Here is a 21,903-nt window from a genome sequence, read left to right as displayed (position 1 = left end):
CTGGACTCCCTTTTTCGTGCTGGTGCACTTGTTCGCGGTCGGCGATTGGGCTTCAGCGGGGCATGCTTTTGTCCTGACGGACAAAGCTTCAGTAGGTTTTGAAGTCCGTCCTAAGACTTAAGCCTGTCAACTATAGTCCCTAGCACACTCTGGACTCTGGCATCCTAGAGGGTAAGTGCGCTTGATGCGGCTCCGAGCTGACCTTCGCTTTCGTCCGCTATTGCGGACACGCTTTACTATTTCGCATATCTTCACAATATCGAAATAAGGCTGACCGCAAGGTCAGCCCATACAGCTAATATATAGATTTATGGCCGTGCTTCGTCCTTCAAGCCGCTCTCCTTATCGTACGCATCGAAAATACGGCGGGCGATCGGAGCCGCGCCATAGCCGCCATAGCCGCCGTCCGTCACGACGACGGCGACGGCCAGTTTCGGATTCTCCTGCGGCGCGAAGGCGATGAATACCGCGTTCTCCACCTTCTTGCGGTCCCCCGCATCCTGCTGGGAAGTGCCGGTCTTCCGGTAGAAGGTATAGGCCGCATCCTCGAACCCTTGCACCTTGACCTGCGACATGCCTTGGAACACTTCTTCCCAGTAAGCGTCCGGGAACTCGACCTGGTTCATCGCTTCGGGCTTATACCCTTGCACGACCTTCCCGTCGCCGTCCACAGGTTCGATCCGCGACCTGGGGCTTCATCCGCGCCCCTCGGCTGGCCAGCGTCGCCGCGTACTGGGCAAGCCTTCCATGGCCACCTCATAGCCCGTCCAATCGTAAGGCGCTCCATGCCGGCTTACCGGCGTATTCCGCAGCTTCTCCAGCTGTCTCATGATCGCCTGCTCCGTTTCTCGCTGTACCTTGGCATTCATCGTCAGCACCAAGTTATGCCCCGCTCCTCGCGCGGTTGGAGAACGGTAAGTTGATTGACCAACAAAAAAAGCCGCGGGCGCGCGGCTTGATCGTATTCGTCTCGCGTTCTGTTGTCGATTTTATCGAATGACGGATCCCCCGAACAGGAAGCGTCTTTCCCACTGGCTGCCCGCGATCGAGTCGATTCGAACGCCGCCGGATTCCCGGGAGTAAGTATGCAGAATTCTGCCGTCGCCGAGATAGATGCCGTCATGCGTAATGCGGACGCGATAACGGTTGGTTCCGGTAATCTTCACGCCCGGACTGCTGAAGAACATGACGTCACCGGCTCTGAGCGCGCGCCAATTCGTATTGGCCGTGCCCTTGTTCCGGACGTACATGCCTTGTTGCCGCGAATCGGCGGGGAGTTTGATTCCGGCGCCTTCGGCATAAGCATGCTTGACGAAATCGGAGCAATCGAACGTTCTCGTCGTGGAACGATTCGAGCCGAACTCGTACGGAGTCCCTCTGTACTTCATGCCCGTGTTAATCACGCGCTGAATCGCGGCCGAGCGCTGCGCCGCGGCCGGATTATTGACGGCTTTCATTTGGTAAGTGGACTGGTTCGGCGTTTGCAGTTGTTTCGTTTGCAAGGATTTCGTCTGCAGGTGTCGAGTTGGCGTTTGTTCCGTTTGCAATTGCCGCGTCTGCTTGTGGTCCGAATGCCGATCCTCTCCGGAACTTCCGCACGCGCTAGACAGCATAGTTAAACCAAGCGCTCCGATCACTGACAGCCAACGATACGTTCGCATACACGGTCTCCTTCCGATCTGGTTGGCACGGGCGGACAATCCGCAATGCCCCATATCGTACTGTGCGGCAATCCGGGCGAAAACATACCTGCCAACAACTTGCAAATTCGTCCGGGATAGTAGGCGAACGCCGCGATCGACGTCATGATGAGCGGTGGGCGGATTTACGTTTCGCGAACAAGGTTAAGACGAGAATCAGGAATGGGACCACGACTTGGTAAATCCATGCGTACTTCACCTGTACCTTCAATCCGAGCCAAATATGGAAGGTCTGGCTCGGCTCCAAGAAAGAAGCCCCGAAGATGAGCGGGCCAAGAATTATCGCGCACGTACGTCCGGACCAACCGGTAAGTCGGCTCATTATGACGTTCGAGGCCAAATAGAATACCGATAGCTTCACGAACAAGCCAAGGAATATGACCAACGTGACGAATATGTCGAGACGCTCCAGAAAATCCGCGATATGGATAAGCTGGACGGCTTCGAGAAACGGATACGCGACGAGTTTGGCGAAATCGGCGCCGATAATCGACAGAGTGAGCGCGCTCATGGCGGTCAGAAACAACGAGACGAGTCCAAAGGCGGTCAAGCTGACGCGAATCGCGCGCCGCGGCTCCTTCGCGTACTTCCAGAAGAGCAGAAACACGACGACTTGACCGTAGGGAAAGGAGATCAGCTCCGGCAGCGCGTGCTTCAGCACTTGTCCCAGTCCTTGGTCCAGGACGGGCCGTAATCGGTACGCATGGGGCAAATCCGAGATGAAGAAGAACAAGGCAACCGTGCAATAGCTTAGCGCTACGAAGGGGAAAAACAGCTCGATCGTCCGAAATACGACGTTCATCCCTTTGGCGACCGCATAACACGCGATGGCCGAAATGATCAACATAACGACCCACATCGGCGTCTGCGGCAAGATCGTCCCGTTCGCCATGGCGCCGAAATCCCGCACGTTGCGCATGGATTCATAGGCGAAGATGAGCGCGTACAGGACGGCCATCGCTCCTCCGCCCCATTTGCCAAGCCGGCTTAGCAGCATTTCGGTCCAATCCTGTTCGCCGGACACGCGCTGCAGACTCAACAATACGAGCAGCACGATCGTCCCGGCTGCCGCGCCGACGGCCATGCTTATCCAAGCGTTCTGTCCCGCGTCGCGCGCGAGCAGGAACATCGGCGTGCTCCCGATCTCGAACAGGATGATCGCCGTCATCAATTGAATTTTCCCGATGGGCTCCGCCGCGATAAAGTCGTCGCGCCCGCTCATGGCTTCCGCTGGTAGGAAGAGATGGTAGGATTGCTGCTCCCCGTCCCTTCGATATGCACGGCCACGTGAAATTCGGGATCCAACTTCGCGAATTGTTCGTCCCAGTCATTCTTGACCTTCGCCCATAGCTTCGGATAACGTTCGTATACGCGAGTGCCGAACCCGACCGAATCCGTCTGCAGCTTCTTCAGCGCCTTCCAGCCCTTCTCCATCAGCAGCGTAATCCCCTCTTCGACGTACTTTTCCTGCCGCTCCACGACATCGAGCTTGGACAGGTCGTCCGGGCAGGCGAAATCCTCGATGGCGCCTTCCGCCCTTACCTCGACTTTCATGCGCAGCCGGCCCCCGTCTAGATACGGCGTCGCCTTCGTCTTGGCTTGAATGACGCGAAAGCTGGAACTTCGAACCGCGTTATCCCCCATGCAATTATAAGGGACGAACCCGTTGCGGACGTGATTGCCGAGCCACATCATGCCAGACGATTCCTCGAGTTTGACCCACCCCACGAGTTTGTTGCGTTTCACGATGCCGACGCGGCCGAGCTTCAATCTTGCGTCCAGCTTCGATCTCTTCAACGCTTCCACCGAGGACAGCGTCTCGGGATTGCCTGAGAGGCGGATCTCAGGAATGGCTGTCGATTGCGTCGGACCGAGCAGCTCCGAGATGACTTGGAATATATTCATGGCGCGCATGCGGGACGTCTGTTCATCCTCCGCTTCGATCAATTTGCGCAGACCGTTGCCCGGATTCCATTCAGTCGGCGAGATCTGCCGAAGGATGTCGCTCGCCTTGCCCGACGTCAAGAACATAATGACGTCTTCCCTAGCGTCCATATTGCGCAAATACACGTCAAGCAGCGGATCGAAGCCATGCTTAGCCGCCGACTCTCCGATAATCACGACTTGATTATGGGAGAAATATAGCTTCCTGGTCGTCTCCAGCGATGCCTTGCGGAAGGCGTTGCGAATACCTTCTCCTTCCGTCGAGAAGACGTCGACCGGCGCGACGCTCAATTGCTTGCCGGTCCCTTCGCCCATCGTGCTGAGCGGAAGGACGATCTGGCTGGACGCAATCCACTTCCCGTCGGCCCAATCGATTCCGGTCGCAGAGATGATGCCAAGCTCGTTCAATTCATTGCGATCCCAGCAACCGCCAAGCAGCACGCCCGCGAGAAGCGTTAAGATAAGCTTCCATCCCCGACTCGATCGCTTCATGGTTACTCCTCCTCCCTTGGCCGCCGTTCCTTGTCTTGCGGATGAAGAACGACCGGACGCTTGCGCATGGACCGCAGCGGCGACCGCAGCAGCGTATCCCGCATACTGGCCGGAACGAAAGGCGCCAGCGGGGCCATGTAAGGCACGCCGAACGATTTCAAACTCGTCACATGAACGGCGATCACCAGAATGCCCGCGAAGATGCCAAAGAACCCGAGCGCGCCGGCGGCCAGCATCAGCGCAAAACGGATCAAGCGCGCGGCGATCGCGATATTGAGCTGCGGCATGACGAAGTTGGAGATGGCGGTAAACGCGACGATGATAATCATCGCCGGCGACACGAGCCCGGCCTGCACGGCTGCCTGACCGAGAACGAGCGCGCCGACGATCGAGATGGCCGGACCGATGGCGCGCGGCATCCGGGCGCCGGCCTCGCGCAGCACTTCGAACGTCATTTCCATCAGGAAGGCTTCGGCGAGCGCCGGGAGCGGAATCCCCTCCCGCTGTCCGAGCAGACTGATTAGCAGCAGCGTCGGCAGCGTCTCCTGGTGGAACGTCGTCACCGCGATGTAGACGGCCGGCAGCAGCATGGACATGACGAATCCGCCGTAGCGGATCAAACGTAGGAATGTCGCGATATCGAAGCGCTGATAATAATCCTCGGGCGATTGAAAAAATTTATGAAACGTGACGGGGCCAAGCAGCACGAACGGCGTGCCGTCGACCATAATCGCGAATTGCCCTTCCAACAGTGCGCCCGCCGCGGCGTCCGGCCGCTCGGTGTTCATCAAGGTCGGAAACGGCGTGAAAGTTTTCTCTTGGATGTACTCTTCGATGTACCCGCTCTCCAAGACGCCGTCGATGTCGATGGCCGCAAGCCTGTTGCGTACCGTCTGCAGAATGCGATCGTCGATGATGCCATGCATGAATAGCAGCCCGACGCGCGTTCTGGTGCGTCTGCCGATCAGGCGTTCCTCGTAGCGAAGATCGGGGGAATGAATGATTCTACGGACGAGCGACGCATTCGTCCGGATATTCTCCGTGAAGCTGCGCTGCGGACCGCGCAGCACGCCTTGCGTGCTCGGCTCCTCCACGCCGCGCTGCTCGCCTCCGCTTGCTTCGGCGACGAGCGCGACGCCGGCTTGATCGACGAAGATGACGCACATGCCGTCCAACATCGCATGAACGGCGTGCTCGAGATACGCGCACGAATGGATGGAGCCCGAGGAAACGATGGCGCGCTGCAGCAGCGTTAGCCAATCATCCATGTTGTCCGTTGTTCCCATGATGGCTTGTTGCTGAATCGCCTGCACGATATGGTGGTTGATCGTCGTTTGATCGGTGAGCCCATCCATATAAGCGAGTATGAGGACGCGGTTCTGCGAAGAAGGCGATTCGACCGCTCGGATAACGAGATCCGCGCTGTGGCCGACGAGGTTCTCGATCCACGCGATATTACGTTCAATGGCAGAATATATCGGCGTTGCAGGCTGAGCCTCCGGTCCGCCGGCCGCGAATGAACCGGTTCCGGCTTGCCGCATCTTTCTTCGAAAGACCATGCTCGCATCACCTTGGCATACGTATTTCCGTTATTTTGATTGATTGGCAATTAATTTATGCAGAACTCCCGCGGTCTCCGCTATAATGGATGGACGCCTGTTCTATAATGCAAAGGAGTGAGCCTCATGGCCATAACCGTCCATGAACTGAATTTGTACAACAACTTCGAAGAGATGGCGAACGATATTCTCCAGCTGGCGAACGAATTCATGCCGGACAAGCTGATCTTCCTGAGCGCCATGACGCAGACGCATCAGCTGATTCTGAAGGTGCTCGACGACAATTCGGGCAGCCGGATCGAAGAAGGCATGTCGGTCGCATTGACGGGGACGGTCTGCAGACGCGTGAATTTTGCCCAACAGCGACCATTGATTTATCCGGATATGAGCAAGGAGCCCTGCCTCGACGAGGTGCGGGATACGCTGCGCGAAGCGAGGATCAATTCTTACGTAGGCGTCCCGATCGTCATGCCGACCGGCGACGTATTCGGCACGCTGTGCGCGGTACATCCCGAGTCGGCCGCGTTCGACGATCGGAGCGTGCGCATGTTCCAGCGTATCGCCAAGATGTTCTCGTACTATCTCGATCTGGAACGCATGGCGTTCCGGGATGCGCTCACCGGGTTGTACAACCGGCAGTATTTGTTCAAATACTTCGATGAGCAGACGCCTGCGCAAGGCGCGGTGTTCTTCCTTGATCTGGACGGCTTCAAGAAGGTGAACGATTTGCGCGGCCACGAGATGGGCGATCTTGTCCTGAAGGAAGTCGCGCACCGGATCCAATCCTACATGGCGAACATCGAAGGTTTCGCGGCCCGTCTCGGCGGAGACGAATTCATCATCCACTTCAGCGGCTTGACCGAACCCGAACAATTAGGCTTGCATGCGGAGACGCTCATTCGGGAGCTGTCCGCTTGGAATATTCATCTGGACGAATTCCGGATCTCCACCAGCATCGGCATCGCGACCTATCATGGCGAAGACGACAAGGATTTGAAGCTGTTGATCAAGAATGCGGACAATGCGCTGTACCGAGCCAAGGCGAAGGGCAAGAAGACGTATCAATATTTCTAGATCGGCCTTTTCTTCTTGCAGGGCCCGAACAAAAAGGAAGCCAGCTCCGATTGAGAACCGGGTTGGCTTCCTTTGCATGATCAAACCCGCCGCCGCGCAACCTCGCTTCCGCAAAGATGCACGCCGCCATACCATTGATCGATGCCGCAGCGAGCGATGCGGTCCGATCGTCCTTCGCGAACGTGGCATCCAAGCTCGGTCAAGCCGATCCTGCTCGACGCGAAGTCGTCCGGCATCCCTTGGAAGGTGGGGAACGCCGCCGTACCGTCTACTCGGACAAGCGGCTCCTCGCCTGCCGCCAATCCCTTCAGAATGCCCCAATACTCCAAATCTCCCATACCGAGCACATGATATTGTTCGCTCATCGTCCGGAACAAGTCAATCGGATGGCGTGAATGCTCCGCCAGCGCGTCCAAAGTGGATTGTTCAACCGCTCCGAGCCCATTGCCGGCCGAAGGGAACTTCGCCAGGTGTGCATGAAACGCCTCGTTCGCGAAGGGGAGCGCCGAGGTATCGCCCCGAAGCAGCGTGGCCAGCGGCTCCGGATTGTCCGCCGTATATGCCGACCATAGCTGCGCGCCAAGTTCTAGCTCTCCGGCGGAGACGGCTTGCCACGTGCCGGACAGCGTCTCCAGCTGCGGCACGCTCAGCTGACCCAGCCCCCGAAAGCCTTCGATTCCCGGGAAAGCGCCGATCGAGAGCAAGCTCAGCTTCGTCTTGCCCGGATGCTGTTCCGAGAACCAGCTCAGCAGGAAAGCGAGCATCGTTTGATCGAACAAATCGTATTCGAACCACAGCACGACTTCGTCGTAATCCCGGAAACTCGCCAGCTTGCGCTCCTGCTCTTCGCTATGCCGAACGAACTCCGCCCGCGGAACGCCGATCGCCTGCTCCAAGTATGCGGCGCGATAGGCGCGATTCCCTTGCTCCGCGGGTTCCGCGAACACCGGTCCCACCGTGTAAATTTCCCGCCAGACCAATACCTCGCCCGGCACGCGACTCTGCTTCAGCTTGTTGCCGAACGCATCGCCGTTGACGATATGCAGCATGTTGACTCCCCCTTCGGATAAGCAGCGATAGACTTGACTCTTTTTATTTTGCTTGAGACTTGGCCGCTCGGCAAGTGCCGAACCGACCGCGCTTCCGGTTGAATGCGAAAAAAGCCCGCGATTGCTCGCGGACTCTCAGGCTGATTTTGGTCATGATAGGGAGCGAAACAATCGTCGCGATTATTTCGTCTCTTTTTTATTTAATTGACCGGCTGTGTCGCCTTTGCCGTGGTTGCCTTGGGATTTCACCGCTTTGTTCGATTGCTTCTCGTCGGAACGCTTCCGCTCGAGCGTCTTCTTCGTCTTCTCTTTCTTCTCTTTCTCCTTCGGCTGCGCATCGACGGCCTCCGCGGCGATCGTCGCGCTGACTGTGCCTTTAACGACCGCGGAAGCAGCCTGTACAGCTGTCGGCGCCTCGACCTCGTTTGCTTCCGCTGCCGTGTCGTTCGCAGAGAGCGCAGCTTCGGCGTCGTCCGTCTCCGATGTCGTAGACGCTGCCGACTTCCCGCTAAGACGAGTCAGCTTCTTCTCCAGTTTCGCGAAAGACTTCGTAATATTCTTCAACAGCGACTGCTGTGCCTTCGGATTGTTCACGTGCTCCAAAGCGGCGGTCAGCGCCATGATATTGTGCTGGAGCGAGTGTTTGACTTTGTCGGCGACGGCAGGTTCTACGGATTCCGCTTCTTCCGTCGATGTCTCCGTCTCATCGGCATCAGCCGGGCTGTCGCCAGTCTCCGCCCCGGCCAGCGCCGCAACGACTGCTTGCGTCTCCTGTCCCGCCGGTACCGCTGGTACCGCCGGTTCAGCGCCTACTACGGAAGCGGCGGTCTCGACTGCAAGCTGCTGCTCCGCGAGCGACCGCTGAAGCGCTACCTCCGCGATTTGCGTCTTCCCTTCTTCAAGCAGCGCGGCCGATTCGGCCAAGCGCTCTTGGGCGAATTGCGCAAGCAGTATCGCTTCTTCCATATCGTCATTAGCGAACGCGAGCTGAATCCGCTCGTACATGGTTTTCACGAAATAGAAGAAATCGCCGGGCCGCAAGGAAGGCGCGTCCTCCCCGATATCGGTCATGCTTGCCGTCACCGCGGCGTCCGCCGTCAACGCCGATTGGGTATTCGTCTCGTCCGCCCATGCCGTAGCGGTTCCGAAGGAAAACGCGAGCAAGCTGACAACGGTAGTTTTGGCTAGTATAGTTTGGAGCCCTGTACGCATGTGTGCATCCATCCGATCTTGTTAGTTTGCGTGCTGCAGCATTGCTTAAGTATACGGATGGCGATTTGCTTTTGAGGGGGTTCCGGCTATGAATCTAAAATCTACCTATTCGTCCCCTTGTCGCATAGTCACGGCGCTCGCATACAAACTCCCGGGAAAGGAAATAATTTCTCTGGGAGGGATGACCAGTGAGGATAACATCCTGGTTTGGCCGAAAAAAATACGCCCATACGTCGAAACCGAAGCCTTATGTTGCCTCGCCCATCGCTGCTTCAGAGCCGATCTCGGATCAGTTGGAGCACAATCTCCTGCATCTTGGGCAGTTGTTCACGGATACGCCCGATCTGAATATTCGTCACATTCCGCTCCGCGATACCGGCGAGCTGGCAGCGCTTGTCTATATTGAAGGGTTAACGGATAAAAATGCCATCAACAATAATGTCATAAACCCGCTTCTGCATCGAGCGGACGGATCGTCGTTATCCTCGATCACGGTAGGAAGGATTACGAAGCTTCGGGACTGGGCGCCGATTACGAGCGCGATTCTGAAGGGCAGCAGCATCTTGTTCATTGATGGACAACCGGATGCCTTCATGCTAGGCACGGAGGGGTGGCCGCAGCGGGCGATCGAAGATCCGCAGATGGAAACCTCGCTGAAAGGCGCGCATCAGGGATTCGTCGAATCCATCGAACAGAATATCGCGCTCATCCGGCGTTATCTCCCGCATCGGGAGTTAAAGATCCGCAATCACCAGGTCGGCCGGCGCGGCGACTCAAGAGTCGGCGTCATGTATTTGGCCGACGTCGCGCATCCGGAAGTGCTGCGCGAAATGGAAGAGCGGATCGACCGAATAGATATCGACGTGATCATCAATACCGGTGAACTTGTAGAGCTGATCGAGGACAACCCCTTCTCGCCCTTCCCTCAGTTCATGCTCACGGAACGCCCGGATACCGCGGCTTCCCAAGTCGCGCAAGGCAGAATCGTTGTCCTTGTCGACCGCTCGCCCAGCGTTATCGTAGGTCCATCTACCTTCACCTCGTTTTTCCAAAGCGTAGACGATTACAGCACGCGTTGGTCGATCGCAACCTTCATTCGCCTGCTGCGGTTCTTCGCGTTTTTCGTCGCCATCAGTCTGCCAGCCTTTTACATCGCGATTACGTCGTATCATTTCGAATTGATTCCCGTGAAGCTCTTGCTCACGATCGGGGAATATCGGGGGAGCGTCCCCTTTTCTCCGTTCATCGAGGCGGTGTTTATGGAGATTACGCTTGAAATGATGCGCGAGGCGGGGGTAAGGCTGCCGGCTCCCGTCGGACAGACGGTCGGCATCGTCGGGGGGATCGTCATCGGCCAAGCGATCGTACAGGCGGGCTTAATTAGCAATATCATGGTGATCGTCGTCGCTTTTACGGCCATCGCGTCCTTCATCCTGCCCAATTACGATTTGGTCGCGGGCGTGCGACTGATTCGCTTCCTGATGATGATCGCCGCTTCCTTATTCGGTCTGTTCGGCATCGTCGTCAGCCTCATGGTGCTGACCGGGCATCTGATTGCGTTAGAGTCGTTGGGTACACCGTTCGGCAGTCCGTTCGCTCCCTTGCGTCTGTCGGAATGGAAGGATACGTTCGTGCGCGCGCCGCTGTGGAAAATGACCAAACGACCGCACAGCACGCGTGCCGTTCAATCCACCAGGCAAGGCGATAATCAACCTGAAGGTGATGGAAAGTGAAGAAATACGCATTAAATGACATTACGCTGCTGCAATACATCATGATCAATTTCGGCATGGCAGTCAGCTTCGGCTTCATCGAACTGCCTGCCATGATGGCGACGGAAGCCGGCACGGACGGATGGATCCCGATCTTAATCGGCGGCTTCGTCACCATGTTCGCGAGCCTTGTCGTGATACGGCTGATGCAGAGGTTCCCGGAAGGCACGTTCTTTGATATGCTCGCTCACTATTTGGGCAAGTGGGCTGGCAAGACGGCCGCCCTGGCGTTTGCCCTCTATTTCCTGCTGTATGCCTATGACGGTTTGATCTATACGATTCGTTTGATCAAGGGGCGCTTGCTGCCCGAAACCCCTGCATTCCTGATTGCGCTGATGCTTATGCTGCCAACGTATACGATTGCCAGGAACGGCTTGCGGATCGTCGGCCGATACGCGGAATTTGCCGTGATGATCTCGTTATGGATTCCATTCGTCTATTTGTATACCTTGGAAAATCTGCACCCGCTGTACTTGCTACCGGTTTTCAAAGAAGGCTGGAAGCCCATCCTATCGGCTGTGCCCGGCACGTTCTTTTATTACTTGGGATTCGTATCCTCCGTGATCTTGTATCCCTTCTTGAAGCACAAAAAGCACGCGTCTGCCGGGCTTGTGATCGCTAACGGCATAACGGTGCTGTCTTATCTATTCATCACGCTCGTGTGCTACATGTTTCTAAGTCCCGATGAAGCCAAACTCATCCATCAACCGTCGATTTATGTGCTGAAATCGATCGAACTGTCCTTCATCGAACAAGTGGAAGGCTTGTTTATCGCATTTTACGCTTTTATCTTCTCGTTATCTTGGATTCCCCCGCTTTATTTCACGGTCTTTTGCACGTCCTGGATGATGGGCAAGCAGGAACATCGGCCGCATTTACGGGTCATCGTTATTTTGTTCGCCGTCAGTACCTATTTCTATCTGCCAACGTACGACGAACTCGAGAACATCAGTCAGCTACTCGGCGTATCCGGGATTGCCGTCGAATACCTATTCCCCGGCATCATGCTCGTCTTCCTCTGGATTTATGTACGCTTAAGGAAAGGTCGGAACTGGACATGAGCGTGACCGGTATTTTAAGAAGAGCCTTGATCGTGATCCCCTTCACGCTGCTTATTTCCGGCTGTTACGATCGGCTTGATATGGAAGAAGCGTCCTTCTCGTTAGTACTTGGCCTTGATCGCGATGAACAAGGAAATCTGATCGTCTATAGTTCGATCCCGACCTTCAACCAACACGCCAAGAAGAAGACCCATGAAATCGTCGTCTCGTCGATATCTCCCCGGGAGGGTCGCTTAAAATCGGATGCTTATTCCGTGGGCAGCTTTCAACCCCGAAAACTTCAGGTTCTCGTCGTGAGCAAGGCGCTTCTATTGCACAAGAAAGAATGGGATCGTTACTTGGACGTGTTTTTCCGCGACGGACGCAATCCCGTCACCTCGCGCGTCCTTGTATACGACGGCAAGCTCAACGAATTGTTCGATTACCATCCCCCGGATAAACCGATCCTCCCGCTTCAATTGCTAGGCATGCTGGAATCGACCGATTCCCGGGCAGAGACGGTCGTGACGACGCTGCAGCAGCTGCAGCGCGAGCTGCTGGATAAAGGCCAAACGCCGGCGCTTCCTCAGTTCGCGCTTGATCAAGAGCTGAAATTGAATCGGACCGCTCTGCTCGATCGAGATGGCCGCTATGCCGCTTCCTTGACCAGCAAGGAAGCCATGCTGCTTCGCTTATTGCAAAAGAACGCCGACAAATTCCGATTCACCATCCCGGTTCCCAAACATCTTGTCGAGGAACCCGGGGCAGCCAACGTCCTTAGCTTCAGCGCGGATCAAACGAAAACAAAGATTAAGGTCTCGCGCAAGGGGGATAAATTCCGGTATGATATCTACGTTCATATGCCGGTAAATTTGACGGAAATTCTGTTTCCCATTGACGTTGTCGTCGAGAAGGCGGAACTCGAAGCCGCATGCAGCGCGGAAATTCGCAAACAGCTGGAGGCGTTAATAAGCAAATTCCAACAGAAACGGCTGGACCCCGTTGGTTTTGGCGTTTATGCCAGGGCGCGCGAATACGGGTATTTCAAGCAAGTACAAGACCGCTGGGTCGACGAGTTCGCCAAAGCCGAATTCAACGTCAAGGTGAACGTCGTGCTAGCGGATATCGGAGCGATCGAATGACCGATCACCCCGAAGCCCGCCGTATATTGCGTCGAGCAACCGGCGCGTGTCGTCGCACGCATATTCCCAGAACATGATGCCCGCAAGGCCGTGCTTCTTGACGTAGTCGCATTTGCAGCCGATCGATTGCTCGTCGTCATACGAAATGAACGTATCGCCGTTAAACAAATAAGGCGCGCAGGCTTCGTCGTCCCAGTAGCGCGTGAATCCGTTCTTGTCGATATATTCGGCCGCCAGCATCGTGAAATCCGGTCCGTAGCCACCGGTCGTGCCCGCCATCTGATGCAGGCCTTGATTCCGGTTCGGCACTTGCCGCCACATCCGGGAGTAGAACGCCGCCCCGAGGACGATCTTCTCCTTCGGCACCCCGGCGCGCAGGAACAGGTGCACCGATGCTTCCGCGCTAATCCGGAACAAGTCCCCGGTCGGGGTATACAAATTGGTATGATGGCCAGTCAGAATCTGGAAACCGCCGCGCATATCGTAGGTCATCAGCTGGACGAAATCCAAGTACCGCTGCGCTTCCGCCATGTCGGTCCCGTCCACGTAATATTGATCGGCGCCTGCCGCGATGGTGAGCGCGTATCGGCGGCCGTCCTGCGCGCCTTGCCGGTCCAGCGCGTTCCGGATCTCCTTCAGCAGCAGCGTGAAAGTCTCGCGGTCCGCCGGGCTTGCGCCGATGCCGGCTTCGCCGTAACACGGATATTCCCAGTCCAGGTCGACTCCGTCGAACGGATGCTCGCGAACGACCCGGACCGCCGAGTCGGCCATGCTTCGGCGTCCCGCTTCGGTCGAGGCCGCCTCCGAGAATCCGCCCGCGCTCCAACCGCCGACGGACAGCAGCACGCACAGATCCGGATGGTTGCGTTTGATATCGGACAGGCGGTCCAAATGCTTCATATGCGCCGTCGTGATCGCATCATCCCGCACATGGCCGAACGCCACGTTCATATGCGTCAGTTTGTTCAAGGCATCAGACGTAATCTCCGCCAGTTGCGCGTCGCCGACGTATCCGGCAACGATGTAGGCTTGTTTCGTCATGCCTGATCCCCTCCTTGAATATTGAGCTTCATCACGCGGGCTAACGCCTGCAGCGCTTCTTTGCCCGTCCCGATTTTATAGCCCGAAGCGGCGTAACGAATCCGTTGTCCTTGGTCCATGACGAATAGATGCGGGTAACCCGCTTCGCTGGCCGGCTGCTGCATGATAAAGTCCGGCAGGTCTTCATTCGCGCCGTTCGCCTTGACGAAGACGGCCGTGGACGGAAGCTTCGGATATTGCGCCGGTTCGAACAGCGCGCTCCATCTCGATTCCTCGACCACGATAATAATCGGGGCACCGGTCTGCGCGTAGGCTTCCGATAGCTCGCCTAACTCGCGCAGCAGATGCTTGGACGGCTCCCGTTCCGGTTCGATCCAAGCGGCAATCGCTCCTTGCCGGCCGATCAGCTCGCCGAAACTTCTCGCCTTGCCATTCGGCAGCGTGAAGGTATTCTCCGTCCGCAGCGCTCCCAAATCAGGCAGGTCGACCGCGGCCTTCCGATAGGTTAGCGTCACGCGCGTCTCTTCATCCGCAAGCACGTTGACGTACGCAAGTCTCGCCCGGACGGAGCCATCTTTCAAACGGACGCCCGTTATGATGCGGTATGCGCCCGCCTCCGCTTCGATCGGCGCGTCGTACACGTCGGTTGTACCATGAGGAAGCAGCAGCGTTTTATAGAACCCGTTCTCGAGGCGGGCGAATGAGAAATTCTCGGCATAGGATGCCGCCGGCGCAGCGTCGTCCGCATGCGGGTCCTTCAGCAGGATCAACGTCCCGCTTTTCGTTATTTCCTGCGTTGCGCCGTCTGCCTCTCTCGCAAAAATAGCATCCGCCCATCTGCCCTCTCCGGCGAGATACTGCGGCTTCTGTTCGCTCGGATGCAGCCGAGCCGCAATGCCAAGACTGCGGCAGATCGAGACGAAGAGGATATTCCTCGACATCGCGTCCCCGCGCATCAGTTCGAAAGCGCCGACCGGGTTGCCTTTGCCCTTCAGATTCGGCAAATCCTCCCACAGCTCGAAATCCTCATCCAACAAGCGGGCTACCTTGCCGGGATCCGCGCGAAACGCCTCGGTCTGCTCCTTCGTGAACGCCTCTTGAAAATAGCGTTTGTACGGAACGAGCATCTCATAGAGCACGCGCGGACATAAGACGTAACGCTCGAAAATAGGTTCGGATAAATCGCCTTGAACTGCGAGCGAGCCGATCAGATGGTCACGCAGCGTCTCGCGGAACGTATCGGTCAGATCCTTCTCGTTCAAGCCTTCCAGGATCCGGAGTGTCCAGATGCCATACTGCGCGGCGTTCTCTTGCAGGAAGGCGGCGATCTCGCGGCTGTTCCCTCTCGCCTTGCGCAGCGCTTCCCATACTTGTTCCGCCGGAAGACCGGTCTCGCCGGCAATCGCCGCGGCATCGGCTTCGCTCATGAACGTGCCCTCATAGACCGCGCGCAGCTTCGTTCCTTCCTCAAGACGCCGCTCATGCCGCGCGATCTGTTCCTCGTTCAACGGCGCTTGCGGATCTCCTTCGGTCTCGGCTGGCGGAATCAAATCGATATCAATCGTGCCGGCTGTCTGTTCCGTGCGATCCAGCACGAGTTCGATCCGATCGCCTTGCGCCGCGGACAGAAACGACTCGCCCCACTTGCCCGCCTTCACCGCGCGGACGACCAAATCGCCGAAGCCCGTCATGAACACCGCCTCGCCCTGCCCGTTCGTCGGCAGCGTCGCCAGCGGATACAGCTCCGCGTAATTGTACACTTCGAAATGGACGTCGGCCTCCGCGACCGGACGGCCCTGCTCATCGTTGACGCGGACGGTAATCGTCCGTGTGCGGGCATAGTTCGCGAGCAAATTGATTTCCGTAAACCAATCAGCCGCCAGCGTGATCGCCTCCGGGCCCGGATAATTCGCGAAGATTCGCGTGTTCACCAGCATCGCCCGGCGCGCCGGCGGCGTGAACCAGCCTTGATCAAGCCTTGCCTCCGGTTCGCAAGCGCCGAAATAATGCCACTGTCCGTCGGCCCACGCCTCGACCCAAGCGTGATTGTCGTCGCAGTGCGCCCAACGCGGCGTATACACTTGGCGGGCGGGAATGCCGATGCTGCGCAGCGCCGCGACCGCCAGCGTCGACTCCTCGCCGCAGCGGCCGCGCGCATTGCGGATCATCGACAGCGGCGACAGCGTCCGCAGATCGCTGCCGATGTACGTCGCCTTTTCGTGACACCAATAGTTGGTTTCCAGGATCGCCTCGGCCATCGACAGATGCTTCGTCCGATCCGCCAACTCCGCATGGAGAATACCCCGGGAATCCTCGATATCCTCCGTGTTGACCCGGTAAGGCAGGACGAAATGAAGGAACAGATGATCGGGAACGCGCGGTCCCCACGGCATCAGTTCGCGGATCTGGAGCGTGCGGCGCACATGGCTCAAGAACAACTCGCCGTCATAATCGGCCAGGTCGTTGACCGGCATATAGGCGAACAGAAATTTGAGCGCCCAGCTTTCCTCCGCGGTTAGCGCTTGCTCGAACACGCCCAGCAGCTGCCGCGCTCGACTCTTCGCCAGCTCCGCCTTCGCCTCGAACTTCCGCTCGATTCGTTCCATCGTCTCTTGATCCATGGAGAATACGGGATGATGCAGCATCGTCATTGGCCGATCGACTCCTTCCATAGCTTGCCGTCTTCGCGGATGCAATAGATCGCCTCGCCGCTTGATGCCGAGGCCGTGATTTGGAATAGACCGCTCGTTGTTTCCAGCGTGGGGGCGATGGTCCACGTATCGTCTCCCGCGAGTTGCCGAATGTCCGAGGGGGATTTGCCATGCTCCGCATAAAAGTTGCGCGCCGCGTAATAAAGCCTGCGCAGCTCCCACTTGATCGTTTCGTCCGCCGGAAGCTCGAACGAATGAGGCCCTCCGCCGTCCGCGAACGCGACGTAACCCCACAGCTCCGGATAATGCATATTGATCAGGCCCATCGGCGACCACACCCAGTTATCTTCGGGGTATGGCTTCCCGGTCCTCGGATCGATGACCTTTCGGTAGTGCCCGCCCAGCACCTCTGCTTGCCATTCCACGCGGGAGAAGTTGACGCGCCAGAACTCGCCGGCAGCCGGAGGCCGGCCCTCCGCCGCGCATTCCCGCAAGGCCGACCACGGCATCGCGACCTCGACGCTCCACATCCGGTTATCGGCCGACGGATCGTTCAGGGCGCCGTTAATATGCACCGCCGTCCGCAGACCGGCGATATCCCAACCGTTCACCGCGGGGCCGCCGTCCCGGTAAGGCTTGACGAGCAGCAAGTCCCATACGGTATTCAGCGCGTTGATTTCGAATTCGTAATAGTGATGCGTGTCGCCGTCCGGATCGATGAAGATTTCGAAGTCGTTATCCTGGAAGATGACGGAATCCCGTTCTTGCAGCGTGGCCCATATTTGATCTTCGATGAGCTCGGCGCCGAAATAGAAGCAGTCGTCGTCCCATAGCATTTTGACTCGCGTCCGCTTGGGCGGCATCGGCCTGAGATCCCCTTCGATATCGACGAAATCGTCCGTCCAGTCCGCCGCGTCCCAGAAGGGCTTATCGAGCCGTCCGTCGAGCGTTAATGCCTCGCTTGCGCGCTTGCAAATATAGCGTTTAGGGTTGTAGACAATGCGCGGAACCGGTACCCCGCTTCGGTTCATTCTCGTTCCTCCCCGATCCGTTTGTCGTCATTTTATAGACTGATGTCGTTACTTTATACCAGTTTGTGGTATATTCAACGCTCCAAATTGTTGCTATCATGTAAACATGCGAGAACATTAGATTCGACAAAGGAGGCAGGCTGAAAAAGAATGACCTACTTTAAATCGAAGCTATTTCTGAACTATATTTGGTCGTATCTGTTTATTTTGCTGCTTCCGCTCATCTGTCTGACCGCCCTCATCTACCACAACGCCGTCTCGAATTTGCGTTCCGAAATCGAACAATCCCGTCTTGCCCAATTAACGCAGGCCAAGTTCATGATCGACGGCCGGATGAAGGAGCTCGGCGAGATCGCCTCCCGCATTTCCTACGATAAACGTCTGACGCCTTACCGGGTGCACGACCCGATTACGAGCGGCGAAGCCATCGCCGCCCTCGATCAATACAAGGCGACCAGCTCCATCATCGGCGAAATCTACTTGTATTTTCATCGCGATCTGAAAATCTACTCCAGCAAAGGCTTGAACGATTACGACGTATTCGCCCATCACACCAGCTTCCGGAATTGGGACAAGGATACGCTCTTCGAGAACCTGAACAGCGCGAGGTATCCGACGATGCGACCGGCCGACATCGTGAGCAAGCCTAACGGGCGGCAAGAATCGATGCTCGCCTATCTGAATCCGATTACGCCGAACAATCCGAATCCGCACGGGACCGTCATGTATCTGATTCAAGAAGCCGAGCTTGCCGGCCTGATCGATACCATTCTCGGCAACTACCAAGGTCTCGCTTACATCCTCGATAACGAAGGCCGCGTGCTGATCGACAATCATCAAGGCGAGGCGCTCGATTCCGCGGAAGAATCGGCGCTGTTCGCCGACTTGCCGCAGGGAATCGCCGAGCGCAGCTTGAACGGCAAAGCCCATTCGATCGTGACCGTGAAATCCGATATGAACGGCTGGACGTACGTTACGGCGATGCCGAGCGCGCAATTCTTCGGCAGCGTGCTGCACGTGCGCAGCATCATCCTGATGCTCTTCACGCTCGTCGTCATTGCCGGCGCGGGAATCGCGCTCTTCATGGCCCGCATGCAATACCGGCCGATCTCCAAGCTTGTCGATCTGGCGTCCTCGCGCGCCAAACCGAATCGCAAACCGGATGCCATGCCGCCGGCCGGCAACGAACTGGACCGAATCGGCACCGCGCTGCAAGAATACAGCTCGCGCGTCGACCTCCAGGAACCATTCGCGCGCAATCACGTGCTGTCCCTGCTGCTTAAGCACGGCCGCGCCCAAAGTTTGACGCCCGAGCTGCAGGAGGCGTTCAATCTCCGCTTCGACCGCGGCCGCCATGTCGTCCTGGTCATTGGGTGGGAACATGCGGAATCCGATCGCATCAAGACGCGCAGACAATTGACGAAGCTGCTCGATCAGTTGGAGCTGCCCGCCCTCTCGGCGCACGGATACGGCGTCGAGCTGCCGCAGCTCGATCAGCTTGGACTCATCGTCTGCTTCGACCCGCCTTCCGATGCCGACGACTTCGCGCCTATCCAGCAGATCGCCGAAGCCGTGCGAGATCGTCTGCAGGAATCGTTCGACGTCGTGCCGATCATCGGCGTCGGCAACGGCTACGACAGTCCCGATCAGATCAACCAGTCGTTCATCGAAGCCTGCTCGGCGTTCGAGCTTCGTCAGGAACCGGGCGTCGGCGTCGTAACGTACTTCGAGAAGCTGTCCCATGCCCCGGATCAAGCGTTCTGGATTCCGGCGGGGACGCTGCTCAAGCTCTCGCAAAGCTTGAAGCTCGGCAGCTACGACGTCACCGCTCAAATCATTAGAGCCGCCGTTGCCGATATGCAGTCTGCGGAACTCTCCGCCCTGCTGAAGCGCTGTATGTCCTTCGATCTGCTGAACACCATTTTGAAGACGGCGTCGGAACTGGGCTACCACCGGATGGCGCAGGAGATCTCGCCGAACGCGATGCTTCATCCTTCGCCGGAAGAGCTGGAGCGCGCCCTGCAGCATCTCGCCTCGCAAATTTGCAGCCAAGTCGAGAAGCACCATCAGAAGGAAGAGCAGACGGTCATCGACCGGATCGTCGCCTACATCGATGCGAACTATGCGGATATGAACTTAAGCTTGGAGAGCGTCGCGCTCGAGTTCGGCATCTCCCCTTCCCACGTCAGCCGCTCGTTCAAGGAGAAGCGAGGCGTCAATTTCGTCCACTACGTGTGGCACAAGCGCATGGAGCAAGTGAAGCATCGGCTCGAGACGACGAGCGAACCGCTCAAGGACATCATCGTGAAGGTCGGCTACGTGGACACGCCTAACTTCATCCGCAAGTTCAAGAAGGAAACCGGCTTGACCCCGGGTCAATACCGCAAGCAATTCGCCTCTTCCGAAGCGGCGAACGATGATTGCGAGCTAGAAGAAGCGTAATGAATGGAAGCGTGGAAACGAATAAGCCAGCCGCCAGGGTGCTCACATCCGAACGGCTGGCTATTCGACTATGGGCTTGGCGCGATTACTTGCCCGTGTTCCAACGGTCGTAAGCGCCTTGATACAGCTCGACGATCCGGTCGCTGCCCATCTGCTTCACTTGCGCGACGTATTTATCCCAGTTCGCGAGCGGCTCTTGCCCCGTGATGAACTTCGCTTCCATCTGCAGCACGTACGTATCCAGATCGGACAGCAAGGCGGTCGCCTCGGTTTGCTCGTCGTTGGTCAGATAGACGTTCGGGAACGGCGCTTTGCCGATCGGCGCCAGCTTCTCCTGCGTCTCCTTATCGATCCAGTCGTCGAACTCGCTGCGCAGCCCTTTGGCCAGTTCGCCCGTATTGACGCCCGGCGTCAGGATGCCGAAGTTCGGCGTAATCGTGCCGCGGTACTCCTCCCGGTCGCCTCCGCCCGGGACGGGCAGCCATTCCTTCTCGTGGGTATCCGGGTTCGTGTATTTCCAAAGCGTGTTCTCCGGTCCTTGATTGAAGAACGTCGCCCCTTCGTAGCTGTACAGGTAATCGATCCAGCGCATCGTCGCTTCCGGCGCCGGGTTCTTGCTCGAGATCGCGAACGTGCCGTTGGCGGACATCCCCGGATGCTTGCCATAGACCGGGCTGCCTTCGATCTCGCTCTTGACCGGGGTCATGAGCGGGTTGTCGCCGCTTGGCTCGCCGCCCAGCGTGAAGTAAGGGAAGTAGTCGTTGAACAGCGCGATCTGGTTGTTCTGCCCCTTCGCCTTCTTCTGATCGGACGTCTGCGAGAAGGTCTCGTGATCAAGCAGCTCTTCGTTCCACAGCTTGTTCAGGAAGGTCAAGTAGCCCTTGTAGCCCTCTTCTTGCGGCGAATAATGCACCTTGCCGTCCTTGTCCGCGTAGATCGTCTCGTCGTACATGCCCCAGAAGCCGAAGAAGAACATGCGAAGATCGTCGAGCTTGACGGACGTGAGCGGAATTTCGTCCGGTTTCCCGTTGCCGTTCGGGTCCTCCGTCTTGACGCGCTTCAGGAACGCGTACAGCTCATCCGTCGTCTTCGGCAGCTCCGTGACGCCCATCGCCTTGAGGAATTTGCCGTTATACCACATTGGGCTGCGGTACCAGACGGCCGACAAATCGACGAACGGCAGCGCGTACATATGACCGTCCGGCGTCGTGAACGACTTGCGCACGTCCGGATTCTCGTCGAACAGCTTCTTGATGTTCGGCGCGTATCCTTCATCGATATACTTCTCAAGCGGAATCAGGGCGCCTTGCGTGCCATAGGTGACCTGCTCGGCAGGCGTCAGGTCGGCCGCGTAGAAGACGTCCGGCAAGTCGCCGCTCGCGAAGACGAGGTTCTTCTTGGAGGCGAAGCTGTCGATCGGCGCCAGCTGATAGTTGAACTTGATGCCGCTCTTCTTCTCCATCTCCTGCAGGACGAGCATGCTGTTCCAGTCCGCCACGCCGGCATCCTGCGACATCATCGTCAGCGTGACCGGCTCCTCCACGATCGGGAAGCCTTCTTTGTTGACGCCTTTGACGCCTTCCGTATTCTCCGCACTGTTCGAATTGCCCGCGTTCGCCGAATTCGGCGCGTCCGTCGTGCCGGAGCCGGCGTTGTTCCCCTTTTCGTTGGACGAGCTGCAGGCTGCGAGCACGGAAGCGGTCAGGGTGACGCAGAGCAGCGCGAATGAGGCTTTGCGAAGATGTTTCATCGAA

The 21,903-nt window shown here is 57.5% G+C and carries 17 protein-coding genes; 5 read left to right on the top strand and 12 right to left on the bottom strand.

The features are described 5' to 3' along the window. Window positions 1-308 precede the first annotated feature (308 nt). The 6 genes from BCM02_RS01790 to BCM02_RS01765 form a co-directional block, all read right to left on the bottom strand. A complete protein-coding gene (locus BCM02_RS01790) occupies window positions 309-671 on the bottom strand; it encodes a penicillin-binding transpeptidase domain-containing protein (RefSeq protein WP_342791291.1) in 363 nt (120 codons plus the stop codon). A gap of 24 nt (window positions 672-695) precedes the next feature. Then, complete coding sequence (locus BCM02_RS01785; protein WP_148927335.1) at window positions 696-881, bottom strand: hypothetical protein; 186 nt, start codon at window positions 879-881, stop codon at window positions 696-698. 108 nt (window positions 882-989) lie between these two features. Continuing rightward, complete coding sequence (locus BCM02_RS01780) at window positions 990-1,502, bottom strand: C40 family peptidase (protein WP_246183145.1); 513 nt, start codon at window positions 1,500-1,502, stop codon at window positions 990-992. A 301-nt stretch (window positions 1,503-1,803) separates the two neighbouring features. Then, a complete protein-coding gene (locus BCM02_RS01775) occupies window positions 1,804-2,922 on the bottom strand; it encodes a GerAB/ArcD/ProY family transporter (protein ID WP_148927333.1) in 1,119 nt (372 codons plus the stop codon). Beyond that, window positions 2,919-4,136, bottom strand: a complete 1,218-nt coding sequence (locus tag BCM02_RS01770; protein ID WP_148927332.1) for a Ger(x)C family spore germination protein — start codon at window positions 4,134-4,136, stop codon at window positions 2,919-2,921. The genes BCM02_RS01775 and BCM02_RS01770 overlap by 4 nt, the downstream gene beginning before the upstream one ends. Before the next feature lie 2 nt (window positions 4,137-4,138). Further along, on the bottom strand, window positions 4,139-5,695 hold the full coding sequence (locus BCM02_RS01765; protein ID WP_246183144.1) for a spore germination protein: 1,557 nt from the start codon (window positions 5,693-5,695) through the stop codon (window positions 4,139-4,141). A gap of 126 nt (window positions 5,696-5,821) precedes the next feature. On the opposite strand from BCM02_RS01765, the gene BCM02_RS01760 reads away from it, so the two are divergent. Beyond that, window positions 5,822-6,769, top strand: a complete 948-nt coding sequence (locus tag BCM02_RS01760; RefSeq protein ID WP_148927331.1) for a sensor domain-containing diguanylate cyclase — start codon at window positions 5,822-5,824, stop codon at window positions 6,767-6,769. 80 nt (window positions 6,770-6,849) lie between these two features. On the opposite strand, the gene BCM02_RS01755 is transcribed toward BCM02_RS01760, so the two are convergent. Continuing rightward, window positions 6,850-7,818, bottom strand: a complete 969-nt coding sequence (locus BCM02_RS01755) for a DUF1835 domain-containing protein (RefSeq protein ID WP_148927330.1) — start codon at window positions 7,816-7,818, stop codon at window positions 6,850-6,852. Window positions 7,819-7,998: 180 nt separating this feature from the next. Beyond that, complete coding sequence (locus BCM02_RS01750; RefSeq protein ID WP_148927329.1) at window positions 7,999-9,030, bottom strand: DUF5667 domain-containing protein; 1,032 nt, start codon at window positions 9,028-9,030, stop codon at window positions 7,999-8,001. A 194-nt stretch (window positions 9,031-9,224) separates the two neighbouring features. Here BCM02_RS01750 and BCM02_RS01745 point away from each other — a divergent pair, with 194 nt between their 5' ends. Genes BCM02_RS01745 through BCM02_RS01735 form a run of 3 tightly spaced genes read left to right on the top strand, consistent with a single transcriptional unit; the run spans window position 9,225 to window position 12,984 of the window. Continuing rightward, the gene (locus tag BCM02_RS01745; protein ID WP_148927926.1) at window positions 9,225-10,763 is read left to right on the top strand and encodes a spore germination protein; all 1,539 of its coding nucleotides are present in this window, start codon (window positions 9,225-9,227) and stop codon (window positions 10,761-10,763) included. After that, window positions 10,760-11,863, top strand: a complete 1,104-nt coding sequence (locus tag BCM02_RS01740) for a GerAB/ArcD/ProY family transporter (RefSeq protein ID WP_148927328.1) — start codon at window positions 10,760-10,762, stop codon at window positions 11,861-11,863. Before BCM02_RS01745 ends, BCM02_RS01740 begins: the two co-directional genes overlap by 4 nt. Beyond that, on the top strand, window positions 11,860-12,984 hold the full coding sequence (locus BCM02_RS01735) for a Ger(x)C family spore germination protein (protein ID WP_148927327.1): 1,125 nt from the start codon (window positions 11,860-11,862) through the stop codon (window positions 12,982-12,984). Before BCM02_RS01740 ends, BCM02_RS01735 begins: the two co-directional genes overlap by 4 nt. Here the strand turns inward: BCM02_RS01735 and BCM02_RS01730 are convergent. The 3 genes from BCM02_RS01730 to BCM02_RS01720 are packed head-to-tail and all read right to left on the bottom strand — an operon-like array spanning window position 12,958 to window position 17,707. Then, complete coding sequence (locus BCM02_RS01730; protein WP_148927326.1) at window positions 12,958-14,025, bottom strand: glycoside hydrolase family 18 protein; 1,068 nt, start codon at window positions 14,023-14,025, stop codon at window positions 12,958-12,960. The two genes, BCM02_RS01735 and BCM02_RS01730, sit on opposite strands and share 27 nt — an antisense overlap. Continuing rightward, complete coding sequence (locus BCM02_RS01725) at window positions 14,022-16,676, bottom strand: transglutaminase-like domain-containing protein (protein WP_148927325.1); 2,655 nt, start codon at window positions 16,674-16,676, stop codon at window positions 14,022-14,024. The genes BCM02_RS01730 and BCM02_RS01725 overlap by 4 nt, the downstream gene beginning before the upstream one ends. Continuing rightward, window positions 16,673-17,707, bottom strand: coding sequence for a carbohydrate-binding family 9-like protein (locus BCM02_RS01720; RefSeq protein ID WP_148927324.1), 1,035 nt, complete (start codon window positions 17,705-17,707; stop codon window positions 16,673-16,675). The genes BCM02_RS01725 and BCM02_RS01720 overlap by 4 nt, the downstream gene beginning before the upstream one ends. A 150-nt stretch (window positions 17,708-17,857) precedes the next feature. Here BCM02_RS01720 and BCM02_RS01715 point away from each other — a divergent pair, with 150 nt between their 5' ends. Next, window positions 17,858-20,149: a helix-turn-helix domain-containing protein gene (locus BCM02_RS01715; RefSeq protein ID WP_148927323.1), complete on the top strand. Its 2,292-nt coding sequence runs from the start codon at window positions 17,858-17,860 to the stop codon at window positions 20,147-20,149. Window positions 20,150-20,234: 85 nt separating this feature from the next. Here BCM02_RS01715 and BCM02_RS01710 read toward each other — a convergent pair whose 3' ends face one another. Beyond that, a complete protein-coding gene (locus BCM02_RS01710; RefSeq protein ID WP_148927322.1) occupies window positions 20,235-21,899 on the bottom strand; it encodes an extracellular solute-binding protein in 1,665 nt (554 codons plus the stop codon). Window positions 21,900-21,903 lie beyond the last annotated feature (4 nt).

The organism is Paenibacillus methanolicus, from assembly GCF_008124765.1.
Lineage (GTDB): Bacteria > Bacillota > Bacilli > Paenibacillales > Paenibacillaceae > Paenibacillus_Z > Paenibacillus_Z methanolicus.
Note: the sequence above shows the minus strand (reverse complement) of the source record. Positions and strands in the feature narration are given on the sequence as shown.

Excerpts from the sequence above, each read along its gene's own strand:
- BCM02_RS01775 (WP_148927333.1), bottom strand. The coding sequence starts at position 2,922 with ATGAGCGGGCGCGACGACTTTATCGCGGCGGAGCCCATCGGGAAAATT.
- BCM02_RS01770 (WP_148927332.1), bottom strand. The coding sequence starts at position 4,136 with ATGAAGCGATCGAGTCGGGGATGGAAGCTTATCTTAACGCTTCTCGCG.
- BCM02_RS01765 (WP_246183144.1), bottom strand. The coding sequence starts at position 5,695 with ATGGTCTTTCGAAGAAAGATGCGGCAAGCCGGAACCGGTTCATTCGCG.
- BCM02_RS01760 (WP_148927331.1), top strand. The coding sequence starts at position 5,822 with ATGGCCATAACCGTCCATGAACTGAATTTGTACAACAACTTCGAAGAG.
- BCM02_RS01755 (WP_148927330.1), bottom strand. The coding sequence starts at position 7,818 with ATGCTGCATATCGTCAACGGCGATGCGTTCGGCAACAAGCTGAAGCAG.
- BCM02_RS01750 (WP_148927329.1), bottom strand. The coding sequence starts at position 9,030 with ATGCGTACAGGGCTCCAAACTATACTAGCCAAAACTACCGTTGTCAGC.
- BCM02_RS01735 (WP_148927327.1), top strand. The coding sequence starts at position 11,860 with ATGAGCGTGACCGGTATTTTAAGAAGAGCCTTGATCGTGATCCCCTTC.
- BCM02_RS01730 (WP_148927326.1), bottom strand. The coding sequence starts at position 14,025 with ATGACGAAACAAGCCTACATCGTTGCCGGATACGTCGGCGACGCGCAA.
- BCM02_RS01725 (WP_148927325.1), bottom strand. The coding sequence starts at position 16,676 with ATGACGATGCTGCATCATCCCGTATTCTCCATGGATCAAGAGACGATG.
- BCM02_RS01720 (WP_148927324.1), bottom strand. The coding sequence starts at position 17,707 with ATGAACCGAAGCGGGGTACCGGTTCCGCGCATTGTCTACAACCCTAAA.
- BCM02_RS01715 (WP_148927323.1), top strand. The coding sequence starts at position 17,858 with ATGACCTACTTTAAATCGAAGCTATTTCTGAACTATATTTGGTCGTAT.
- BCM02_RS01710 (WP_148927322.1), bottom strand. The coding sequence starts at position 21,899 with ATGAAACATCTTCGCAAAGCCTCATTCGCGCTGCTCTGCGTCACCCTG.